Origin of the sequence: Myxococcus sp. CA051A (genome assembly GCF_013336705.1) — a bacterium.
Classification (GTDB): domain Bacteria; phylum Myxococcota; class Myxococcia; order Myxococcales; family Myxococcaceae; genus Myxococcus; species Myxococcus llanfairpwllgwyngyllgogerychwyrndrobwllllantysiliogogogochensis.
In genome coordinates this window covers 333,536-344,574 of the sequence record NZ_JABUMS010000007.1, presented here as the reverse complement: position 1 = coordinate 344,574, position 11,039 = coordinate 333,536, and the positions used below count along the sequence as shown (strand labels likewise).

Here is an 11,039-nt window from a genome sequence, read left to right as displayed (position 1 = left end):
GCGGCAAGGGGTGGAAGCCCCGTCACGGCACCGGGTCGATGCCACCGGGGTGGAAAGGCTGGCAGCGCATCAAGCGCCACAGGGTGAGCCAGGAGCCCTTGAGGCCTCCGTGCTTTTCCAGCGCCTCCATGGCGTAGGTGGAGCAGGAGGGGTGGAAGCGGCACACCTTCGGCAAGAGCGGCCCGAGGAACTTCCGGTAGAACCGGATGGGCAGCGAGATGGCGAAGGCGAGCGGGCTCATCTGGGAGGCTCCTTCGGCTTCGGCTCGGCGGCCGGCGGGAGCCGCTGCAGCTTACGGGTGACACCGTCGAAGGCGCGGGACAGAGCCACGAAGGAGGCTTCCTTCGCGGACGAGCGCGCCACCAACACAACGTCCAGGCCCGGGGGCCATTGCATGCGGCGCTTGCGGAACAACTCCCGCAGCACCCGCCTCAGGCGCGCCCGTACCACCGCGTTTCCCACCTTGCTCGACACGGTGAGGCCAACACGGGAGTACGTCCGGCCATTGCGCTTGTAGAGAGCGAGGAGACAGTCGGAGGGGAGCTTCTGCCCACCGTCCTGCACCTCGAGGAACTCACGCCTGCTGAGCAGGCGAAGGGCCTTGGGGAAGCGCTGGTCTGCCGGGCCCTGCTGCCCCGGCGTCGCACCCTCGGCCCTCACACGCGGACTCGCTTACTTCTTCGCAGCCGACACGACCAGCCGCTTGCGGCCCTTCGCGCGGCGGCGCTTGAGGACATCCCGGCCGGACTTGGTGGCGTTGCGCTTGCGGAACCCGTGGGTGCGGTTGCGGCGCAGCTTCGACGGCTGGTACGTGCGCTTGGACACGGCTCGAACTCCTTGATGATGAAGGCGGCGCCTCCTGCTGCTCCGGCGCGACCTGAACTAGGGAAAGGGCCGGGGGCATACCCCATTTCCAGGGTAAGTCAACGGAGGATCACCTCCACCCGCCCCATTTTCCCGATCCTGGGAACGAAACCGTCGCCCCCTGCCCACAGAGGGGGCGCCTGCCTGCCTACATGGGTCCGGAAACGGAAGTCCAGGCTGCCCGGCCGATCACCCCGGGGCTCGGAACTTCCGCCAAGCCCTGCAATGCGCTCAAACGACCTTTCGCGCCGCGTTAGAGTCGGGTGATGCCCCAGGTGCATGTCGCCCAGGAACATGAGTGCTTGAATGACATCGCGGCTCGCTACGGCCTGCTCCCCGAGGCCATCTGGAATGACCCGGGAAACGCTGAACTCCGTGAACTGCGCCAGGACCCCAATGTGCTCCTGGCCGGCGATGTCCTGACGATTCCCGCCCTCCAGCAGGTCCGCCACGCCGCCCAGACGGGCAAACGCTACTGCTTCCGCCGCAAGGGCGTGCCCGTGCAGGTCCAGGTGCGGCTCCTGAGCGGCTCGGAGCCCCGAAAGGACGCCCGGTACCTCCTGGAGGTCGACGGTGAGGCCCTCTCCGGCACCACCGGGCCCGACGGGGACGTCACGTTCTGGGTCATGCCGGGCAGCCAGCAGGCCACGCTCGAGCTGGAGGGGGAGGAGCGCTACGAGTTGAAGCTGAGCCGGTTGGACCCGGCCACGGAGGCCAGCGGCGTGCGCCAGCGGCTCATCAACCTGGGCTACCTGGACGTCGAAGGGGACGAGGACGAGCTCGCCGTCGCCGTCATCGCCTTCAAGCGCGAGCACTGCGGCCTGGAGCTGACGCCGGAGGACCTGCTCGCGTGTGACGACGACGCGTACGAGCGCGTCACCACCGTCGACGACCGCACGCGCACCCAGCTCATCGCCATCCACGGCTCCTGACCTTCACCGTCCAACATCGCGCCCGCGAAAGCCCTCATGGCCCACGAGTGGATTCTCTACATCGACAGTGACGCAACCGTTCTGCGCGCCACGCGGAACCTCCTGAGCCGCTACGACCTCTTCCAGTTGCGTGAAGACACCGGCTGGATGACGGACACCCTCATCGACCACGGCGTCACCGGCTACGACGACGGGCTGGGGGCGCTGAACGCCCACCAGGTGATGTGGATTTCCCCCTCCGTGGTCAAGGCGGGCAAGGACGGGGATGACGAGGCCTTCGGCAACTCCCTGGGCGCGGAGCTGGGCGCCGCGCGGCACCTGGACCTGGCGACCACCCAGCTGCCGAAGGACGCGCCGGTGCTCCTCTTTCCCGTCAACACCGAGGAGACCCACTGGAGCCTGCTCGTCTTCTCCGCGGCGACCCGCGCCTTCGTGCACTACGACTCCCTGGGGGAGAGCAACGCGGGCGCGGCCCGGGCCCTCATCCAGAAGCTCCACGCGAAGGGCTATCTCTCCCGGGCGCTCGACTTCACGACCTCCGCGGACGTCGAGCGTCAGGAGGATGGCTACAACTGCGGCCTCTACGTCATCCAGTTCGCCCGGGCCCTGATGCGCGCGGGGCAGACGCTCTCCGCGAACCAGCTCGGCCTCATCACCAGCGCGAGCTGCGACCTGCTGCGGGGACAGATGTTGAGGGCGCTCGAGCCCCTCTTTCCGCCCGCGCCCCTGGCCCAGCCACCGCCTCCGCTCGGGGGCGAGTCGTCTGCCCGGAAGGAGCGCAAGCCTCCCGAGCCCACGAAGAAGAGCGACTCGGACGTCATCCTCAAGAAGTCGCTGATGAGCACGAAGAGCAGCCGGAAGAAGAAGCTCAAGACGGCCCTGCTGCTCGCGACGAACAACGACCGGGACTTCACCAAGTGCTTCATCCACACCAGCCCGAGCGCGCTGACGGTCATCAACGGCGAGCGCGCCGAGAGCCTGATGACCCTGGTGGACGAAGGACGGACCCTCTGGGAGGTGCTCGGTGAGTCGTCGAGCGTCCCCTCACCCCGGAAGCCCAAGGGGGGCGGGTTCGTCTCCAAGTACTCCACCTATGTGGAGAAGGGCGGCTTCACGCTGGAGCCCCGACTCCATCCAGACGACTCCGAGGCCATCCAGACGGACCGGACGCAGAGCCTCCTCAAGCGCGTGCCCGCGGAGGGCTTCCAGCCCACCTTCTTCCAGTTCCAGCGCCAGGACATGAACACGCTCCTGGCGCACTACGAGCAGAACGTTCCCGACTTCCACCACAACCACCAGCACATCGCGCGCAGCCTGATACTCGGCATGGCCATGGCGAACTTCTACCTGCGCCATGGCCAGCCGCGCTTCCTGCCCGGGGACACGCGACCGGAGAGCTTGCGCACCAAACCAGCCAATGACGACGGGCAACGCGACGAAGCCCTCGCGCGGATGCCCGAGCCCGAGCTGGATGAGGTGGACATCTCCGCCATCGCCTACGGCATCGGCATGCATGACTGCGCCCGCGCCAGCTCAGGCAAGGACGTCTGGGAGCACGAGAGCGCGCGCAACTGCTTCTACTACCTGCGCGAGTCCGGCTACGGGAACGAGTACGCCGCCTACGTCGCGAGGATGATCGTCAAGAACGAGCAGAACGACGACGAGCGCAAGGAGAAGCCGAAGCCCCCGGAGGAGAAGGGCGTCTCCGTCCCGAAGGTCATCACCGTGAGCAAGGTGGACAGCCGCTCCGCGAAGAAGGGCGACGCGAAGAACACCGCTCGCACGGATGAGCCCAAGCCCCCGAGGCTGGGAGACCTCAACGAGCAGATTGTCCACGACGCGGACACGCTCGAAATCCACCGCGTCCTCAACAACAAGAAGTTCCTGCCAGAGCGACTGCTGTTCCTGACCGATGAGCGGCTGGACAGGGTGAAGCTGGCGGAGGGACGCAAGCAGGAGTTCCGCGAGCAGCTCATCGCGGACGCGGCCTGGTTCGTCCACATCACCGAGAAGATCGCCGTGCCGCCCGAAGACGGAGACGACGGCAAGCCCGGGGGGCCAGGGAGGGTCCACTTCGAGGAAGGGCTCAAGTCCTTCCGGGGCGTGACGAAGCAGTTCGGCGGCTACTTCGAGGCCCACGAATCGGTGCTCATCGAGGCCATCGTCCAGAAGCCTCGGTCCTTTCCCTTCTTCTACCAGTACTACTTCCACGCCTGCTTCGACCCGAAGGACGCCCAGTTCCTGAAGCTCACGCCCGAGGAGCGCCTGGTGCTGGTCCGCGCGCGCATCAACACCATCGAGCGCGTGACGCGCGACCACGCCCTCGCCACCGAGGCCCTGACGGCCTTCAACACCACGGGCTCCACGGACTACACCGTCGAGAACTTCGGCCGGGATTTGGTGCAGTTCCAGCTCACGGCGAACCTCAACTGCGATGACCTGGAGAAGGTCATCGACGCGGTGGACCGGGGCACGAAGCTGCCGGCGCACCTGGCCCAGTACTGGGAGATCTTCTTCAAGACGGGCAAGCAGCGCGTGGGCGCGAGCACGGACTCGGTGCCTCGCGACAACGCCGAGCGCTTCAAGGTCCAGTACCAGACCCCCTGCGAGTCCCCTGGCTTCGACCGCGCGCGCCGACCCAAGTACGCCGCCATCAACCTGGCGCAGACGACGTCCGGCGCGTGCCCCAAGTACGGCGATGCGGCCTACATCCTCAAGCCCCACCTCTGGCGGCGCATCACCCTCACGCACAACGACACCTTCAGCGTGGGCGTGTTCCCCGACGACCTCTGCACGCCCACCCACCCGTTCACCCTCTTGAAGCAGATCAGCGGCCTGCGCTTCCAGGAAGACCACCTGAAGCTCTACGCCGCCGGGCGGGGACAGAACGACGGCCTGCGCAGGGCGGCCCAGAAGAAGGCCGCCATCCCCTACATCGAGGCCCACATCCACGGGCTCGTCGAGTGGGCCCACGACGTGGAGGAGATTCGCATCAGCGTGAACCCGGCGAGCCGCGACGCGTACAAGAGCGAGGAGAAGGTCTGGGACTGGGGCGCCTTCGACGCGAAGCTGCTCGCCTTCGCTCAACTGTGGGCCACCGACGAGCGCCCCGGCGGCATCCCCGTGCGCTACGTGAGCGACGAGAGCTTCGAGGTCTTCGCCACTCGGGACGACGCGATGAAACAACAGAACCCCCTCGGCGCGCGGACCGTCACCGGAAAGCTCTCCGGCGCACAGCACCACAAGGCGCCTCCGAAGCCGAAGCTCCCCGTGTCCGACTCGAAGCCTCCCGACTCGAAGCCTCCCGACTCGAAGCCTCCCGACTCGAAGCTCCCCAGCTCCGAAGCGGAGTCCACGCTCTAACGGATGCCCTCGCCCATGCTGACCATTCGAGAGAACCAGCTGAGAGTGCTCGGCGCCGTCTCGGAGCAGCGCTTCGAAGCGGACCTGCGCGAGCACCTGCGGCGCCACTTCCCCGAGGAGCTGCGAGCCTTGGACGACGCGGCGCTCGCGGCGCACGTGAGAGAGGGCCTGAGTCAGGCGAAGGCGCGCTCGCTCACGTCCAGACAGGGCCTCACCTGGTACGTGGATGTGACGGCGATGCACGGGCTCGACTTCGAGTCACGTCCCGAGCTGCGCTGGGCCTCGCAGATGCTCGATGACGCGGACGTCACCGAGCCGCACGAGCGGATGCGCCGCCTGCACCTGGAGGCGACGCGTAGGAAGCAGCGCGAAGAACGCAACGCCCAGACACGACAGCGCTTCAGGAACGGAGGGACCTAGGACATGGGCCTCGAAGACAACAGTGCCGCGGTGCAGGCGTGCCCCCTGGAAGAGGGCTGGGTGGAGCTCGAACTCGTGGGAGAGAACGACATGCCCATCGCCAACGAGCGCTTCATCGTCATCCTCGCGGACGGCACCCAGCGAAAGGGACGCACGGATGCGCGGGGCTTCGCGCGCGTCGGCGGACTGCCCCCAGGGCCGTGTCACCTCTGCTTCCCGGAGCTGGATGCCCAGAGCCACGAAGCGCTGGGCGTGGTGCCCTCCAGCGGATCCACCGGGAGCCCCTGAGGGCGCGCACGCGCGAAACCGCGCCCTTTTGCATTCCGTACCCACAGTCAAGTCGGGACAGGGGAACCCCAGCGGTTGGGGGGCGTCGGGCGGATCTCCACAATCGCGCCGGGGCGGCATGGCCGTTGCCGATCATCCGGACTCGGAAAAGATCCTTCAACGGCGCCGCTTTGGGTCGGTAGCTTGATCCACCCGGAAGCGTCTGTTAGCACCGCCAGACGCTCGCAACTCCCTCCGCTTTGCACGGTTGAGACACACTTGAACGCCCTCGCTCAGGCCGCACCCTCCATTCCAAGTGCTGGAATTCTCTGGAACAAGATGCTGGAGGCCATCCGTCAGGAAGGCCGTCAGTACGCGCTCCAGTGGTTGGACCGGGTTCGCGCGCTGGAGGTCCGTGACGGGGCGCTCGTCCTCGGTGTTCCGGATCGCTTCTTCCGCGACTGGGTGGATGACCACTACCGCGGATTGCTCGAAGGACACCTGGCCCGGTTGGGTGACGGACTCGTCTCCGTCGCCTACGAAGTGGTGGAGGGACTTGTCCCGGAAGGCTTCTTCCCGCCCACACCCACCGTGAAGGTGAGCATTGGCCGTCCTTCGAGGCTGAACAGCCGCTTCACGTTCAACACCTTCGTGGTGGCGGACAGCAACCAGCTCCCCGCCGCGGCGGCGCAGGCCGTGTCCGACAAGCCGGGCCACCACTACAACCCGCTCTACATCTACGGCGGCACCGGTCTAGGGAAGACGCACCTGCTGCAGGCGGTGGGCAATCACATCTGGGAGAAGGACCCCACGCAGCGGGTGGTGTTCCTGTCGAGCGAGCAGTTCACCAACGAGTACGTGGAGAGCGTTCGCGAGCACCGCATGACGGACTTCCGGCGGAAGTTCCGGGAAGAGTGCGACGTGCTGCTCATCGACGACATCCAGTTCCTGGGCAAGCGCGAGGAGACGCAGAAGGAGTTCTTCTACACCTTCAACACGCTCTACGAGCTGGGCAAGGCCATCATCCTCACCAGCGACACGGTGCCCGCGGAGATTCCGGGCCTGGAGGAGCGGCTGCGCAGTCGCTTCACCATGGGGTTGATGACAGACATCCGCGAGCCCACGTACGAGACGCGGGTGGCCATCCTCCAGAAGAAGGCCCTGACGGAGAACCTGGACCTGCCGGACTCGGTGGCGCACTTCATCGCCAAGCACATCCAGAAGAACGTGCGTGAGCTCGAAGGCGCGCTGGTGAAGCTGTCCGCGGTGCACAGTCTGACGCGCCAGCCGGTGACGGAGGAGTTCGCCGCGGAGGTGCTGCGCGACATCCTCCCCGCGCAGAACGTGGTGGACGTGGAAGCCATCCAGCGCGAGGTGGCTCGCTTCTACAAAGTCACGGTGGAGTCGTTGAAGGAAGACCGCCGTCACAAGGCCCTGGCGCATGCGCGGCAGGTGGCCATGTACCTGAGCCGCAAGCTGACCAAGAGCTCCTACCCGGAGATTGCGTCCCGCTTCAGCAAGGACCACTCCACCGTCATCTCCGCCGTGCGCAAGGTGGAGGGGCTGCGGGAGTCGGACCCCACCGTGAAGCGGGAGCTGGCGGAGCTGGAGCTGCGGCTCGGCGGTCAGTGAGCGTTCGGTCTTCCTCCTCCCCGGGTTGAGGCACCGCGTCACGCCGGGCCGACGACCAGGAATGGGGGGTGGCTCCGTATCCCAGGTGCCGTGTCCCCTCGCCTGAAGAGCCTGGTGCCCCTCATCGTCTTGCTGGCGGTGATGGCCCTGTGGAGCTTCGAGGCGCAGCGAGGCTGGAAGCCGTCCGCGCCCACCCAGGTCATCTCGGTGAGCCACCCCGCACCGCGCTCCGACGAGCCCCTTCCCACCGCTGTCCCAAAGACAGTCCCACCCGGGAAGCGAGGCCGACAACGCGTGCTGACGCCCGGCCTGGAACACCGATACTCGTTCGACCTGGATGCGCGTTCGGCCGAGCAGCTCCCCGGCGCGGAGACGGGACGCACCTGGCGGCACACCGGCTGGAGCGGAGTGCTGGAGCTGACGTATCTGGGCGAGGAGGGAGGGCAGCACTTCTTCTCCGCTCGGGTGGAGCCCTCGCGGGTGGAGGTGGAGGAGCCACTCGGCGAAGACGAACTGCGCGCCTTTCGTTCGCGCTTCGAGCGGCCCGTGTACGTGGCCCAGGACCCCCGTGGACGCGTGCTCTCGGTGCACTTCGACGGAGAGCTGGCCGAGAGGGAGAGGCGGTTCGTGCGCTTGCTGCTGGCGGCCACCCAGTTCGTGGCGGAGGACGGGCGGAGCTGGAGCACGGAGGAGACGGACACCACCGGGGACTACGAGTCGGAGTACCGCGCGGGGGGCAGCGCGAACACGTACGTGAAGACGAAGCGGCGCTACCTGCGGACGGCGCTGCCGTTGTGGGCGCCGACGGGGCCTCGGGGTCCGGGCCTGGTGGTGCCTCGGCTGCGGGGGCACCTGGACTTCATGCTCGACGAGGACGGGCTCTTGCGAGAGGTGACGGGCTCGGACGTGGTGGAGCTGGGAGGCGGCGCGACGGGACTGCCCCAGACGCGCGCGGAGACCCGGGTGGCGCTGACTCGACTGGAGACGCCGCGTCGGACATCGCTGTCGATGCGAGTGTTTCGAGAGTCCCGGAGCCGGCTGCACGCGGAACCCCTGTCGGCGATGGAGTCCGCGCGCATGGGGGCGGCGACGGTGGAGGGGGACCGTCGGCTGGTGGGGGATGCGACGCTGGAGGTCCTGCTCGGCGTGCTGGAGACGGAGACGCGGGAGCAGGAGTTGCTTCAGGCCCGGGAGCGACTGGCGGCGCTGTTCCGACTGCTGCCCACGAAGGCGGTGTTGGCGGCGCGGCGCGTGCGGCGGGTGGCGGCGGCGCAAGACGGCGGGGTGGCTCAGGTGTTGGACGCGCTGGGGAGCGCGGGGACTCCGGAGGCACAGCGGGAGCTGGCCCGGCTGCTGGGGGAATCACGGCTGAGGGTGACGACACGGGCGTTGGTGGCCACGGCGGCGGGGAAGGTGGCGCGGCCGTCGGCGGAGTTGACGCAAGCGTTGGCTCGGGCCGTGGGAGCGACGAAGGAAGGCGAGCTGAAGCGCGCGGTGGTGCTCGCGCTCGGTTCGGTGGCGAAGGGGTTGGAGCGCTCGGAGCCTGGACAGGCGCTCGGGGTGCTCGATGGGTTGATGGGGCGCTGCGAGACGAAACGGCTGGATGTGGAGACGTGCTTGCGGGCGCTGGCGCGGACGGGCTCGGCTCGAGGGTTGGAGTATGCGCGCACGGCGCTGGCTCACCGCTCGGTGGAGGTTCGCGTGGTGGCCACGGAGGCGTTGGGGGCGATGGCGGGCGCGGATGTGGATGTGTTGTTGGACACGGTGCTGCTGGAGGACCCGGAGGCGCGGGTGCGCGTGCAGGCGGCGGTGATGATTTCGCGGCGCGTGGCCGGTCCGCACCTGCGCGCGGTGGCGCAGGTGTTGCGTGCGGAGCCCGAGCCCCAGGTCCGCGCCGAGGTGGTGCGGATGCTGGGGACACTGCTCACCGTGGAGCACCTGGCCGGTGAGCTCTTGCGCGACGTGGTCGCCCGCGATGACTCCGAGGACGTGAGACGTCTGGCTTCATCACTGCTCGCGGAGTAGGGCGCGGCTCACGCCTCCGGAACCCACAGCGCGCGCAGGTCCGCGGGGAGCTGGCCAATCACATCCTCGGCCTCTCCCTCGGAAATATGCGCTCGCACCGTGGCGAACACTGCGCGCGTGAGGCGCTCCGCTTCGTTCGGCGTTGTGTCCAGGTCGTCGGAGACCATCTGGAGGAACTCCAGCATCTTGAACTTGCGGGGAGGCAGGCCCTCGTGTCGCGGGCAGCGCTGCAACAAGTCCCTCACCTTCTGCGGCAACTGCGCCTCCAGGTGCTCCACCTCCTGGCCCATCAACCGCTGCTCCAGCGTGCAGAGCACCGACTCCGCGGCCCGCTCCGCGAGCGGACGGTCGACTCCCGCCTTCGCCTCCAGGTCCCTCAAGAAGAGCGTGTACGTCCGCGACGTCCTCGACTCGCGCCGCTTCGCTCGCAGCTCCTCCGTCGACGTGCTCGGGCGCTCGCCTGCCTCTGGTCGTCCCTCGTTTTCATTCGCCATGTCGTGGCCCTCCCCTGTCCGGGTGTGGTGGCTGACTCCCACCCACTCACCGTGGACACCTCCCTCCCAGAAGACAGCATGCCCCCGCCGCGCGCCGGGGCGGCGGGCCGGCACTCAGGCGGGAAGCCGCTCCAGGAAGCCCTTCACGAGCGGCCCGAAGAGCAGCAACCACAGCACCGTGCCCCCGACCCCCAGCAGGATGCCCGCCACCGCCTGCCACCCCTTACCGATGGGAGGCCGCGCTCGCGAATCCACCTTCCGCAAGGCGATGAGGCCGAAGACCACCGCCACGGGCCCCAGCACCGGAAAGATGAACGTCGTGAACCCCAACGACAGCGCATGTCTCGCCATCGGGTTGTTGACCCGCAAATCCCACAACCGTCGCAGCTCCTTCTCCGACACGTCCACGCGGAAGAAGAGCCGGTTCCTCGTGTCGAGGAAGATTTGCAACGCGGTGACGAAAAGCAGGAACCCGCCCACGAGCAGCGCGGGGCCGAACATCGCCGCGCCCGCCACGCCCGCGACCACCGGCGTGAAGACCAGGGCCGTCCTCGCCCAGCGCTGTCCCAGGTAGAACGCCCCACCCACGACCGCGGCGCCGAGCAGCACCAGCGCCATGGGCCAGACGCCTTGCAACAAGGCCGTCAGCACGCCCGCGAGCACCGCCAGCGTCCCGACTCCCACCAGCCACGCATTCGTGTCGCGCCGCCCCCAGAGCTTCAGCCGGAAGGTCTCCAGGTAGTTCACCTCCGGGCGGAGGGAGCAGGCCGCGCAATACAGCACGCCCATCACCCACGTGGAGCACTCCTCACAGACGAAGCCGCCGCAGCGCTGACACGTCCCCCCTGCCTCCACCTCCGGGTGGAGAGCGCAGCGAGGCGTGACACCGACCAAGGAAACCATGCGCTCCAGTGTCTCATGGAGCGCCGCGCGCTTGGGACGCGAGTCAACGGACACCTCATCCCGCTCGGAGCCGGCCCTCAACAGTTGCCACCCGCCGCCCATTCCGCTTGTCATTCCTTGCCCACCCGGCGAGGGACGC

At 67.9% G+C, this 11,039-nt stretch carries 11 protein-coding genes; 6 read left to right on the top strand and 5 right to left on the bottom strand.

Annotated elements, in window-relative coordinates:
• Positions 1-22: 22 nt before the first annotated feature.
• From yidD to rpmH, 3 genes are read right to left on the bottom strand one after another with little or no spacing between them, the layout of a single operon-like run.
• Positions 23-241 (bottom strand): membrane protein insertion efficiency factor YidD, encoded by a 219-nt coding sequence (yidD, locus tag HUA74_RS22105; RefSeq protein WP_141648954.1) that lies wholly within the window; start codon positions 239-241, stop codon positions 23-25.
• Positions 238-660, bottom strand: coding sequence for a ribonuclease P protein component (gene rnpA / locus HUA74_RS22100; protein WP_141648953.1), 423 nt, complete (start codon positions 658-660; stop codon positions 238-240). Before rnpA ends, yidD begins: the two co-directional genes overlap by 4 nt.
• 12 nt (positions 661-672) lie before the next feature.
• Positions 673-825, bottom strand: coding sequence for a 50S ribosomal protein L34 (gene rpmH / locus HUA74_RS22095; protein ID WP_141648952.1), 153 nt, complete (start codon positions 823-825; stop codon positions 673-675).
• Positions 826-1,166: 341 nt separating this feature from the next.
• On the opposite strand from rpmH, the gene HUA74_RS22090 reads away from it, so the two are divergent.
• The 6 genes from HUA74_RS22090 to HUA74_RS22065 all read left to right on the top strand — a co-directional run bounded on the left by HUA74_RS22090 (position 1,167) and on the right by HUA74_RS22065 (position 9,503).
• Positions 1,167-1,796, top strand: a complete 630-nt coding sequence (locus HUA74_RS22090) for a hypothetical protein (protein ID WP_174456105.1) — start codon at positions 1,167-1,169, stop codon at positions 1,794-1,796.
• Positions 1,797-1,832: 36 nt separating this feature from the next.
• The gene (locus HUA74_RS22085) at positions 1,833-5,159 is read left to right on the top strand and encodes a DUF3626 domain-containing protein (protein WP_174456104.1); all 3,327 of its coding nucleotides are present in this window, start codon (positions 1,833-1,835) and stop codon (positions 5,157-5,159) included.
• A 15-nt stretch (positions 5,160-5,174) separates the two neighbouring features.
• On the top strand, positions 5,175-5,579 hold the full coding sequence (locus HUA74_RS22080; protein WP_174456103.1) for a hypothetical protein: 405 nt from the start codon (positions 5,175-5,177) through the stop codon (positions 5,577-5,579).
• Between the two features lie 3 nt (positions 5,580-5,582).
• A complete protein-coding gene (locus HUA74_RS22075) occupies positions 5,583-5,867 on the top strand; it encodes a hypothetical protein (RefSeq protein WP_174456102.1) in 285 nt (94 codons plus the stop codon).
• 258 nt (positions 5,868-6,125) lie between these two features.
• A complete protein-coding gene (gene dnaA, locus HUA74_RS22070; protein WP_141648947.1) occupies positions 6,126-7,478 on the top strand; it encodes a chromosomal replication initiator protein DnaA in 1,353 nt (450 codons plus the stop codon).
• A 90-nt stretch (positions 7,479-7,568) separates the two neighbouring features.
• Entirely contained in the window at positions 7,569-9,503 is a 1,935-nt protein-coding gene (locus tag HUA74_RS22065; protein ID WP_371817284.1) for a HEAT repeat domain-containing protein, read from the top strand.
• A gap of 8 nt (positions 9,504-9,511) precedes the next feature.
• On the opposite strand, the gene HUA74_RS22060 is transcribed toward HUA74_RS22065, so the two are convergent.
• Complete coding sequence (locus tag HUA74_RS22060; protein ID WP_141648609.1) at positions 9,512-9,997, bottom strand: DUF2267 domain-containing protein; 486 nt, start codon at positions 9,995-9,997, stop codon at positions 9,512-9,514.
• 114 nt (positions 9,998-10,111) lie between these two features.
• Entirely contained in the window at positions 10,112-10,900 is a 789-nt protein-coding gene (locus HUA74_RS22055) for a DUF4190 domain-containing protein (protein ID WP_174456101.1), read from the bottom strand.
• Positions 10,901-11,039 lie beyond the last annotated feature (139 nt).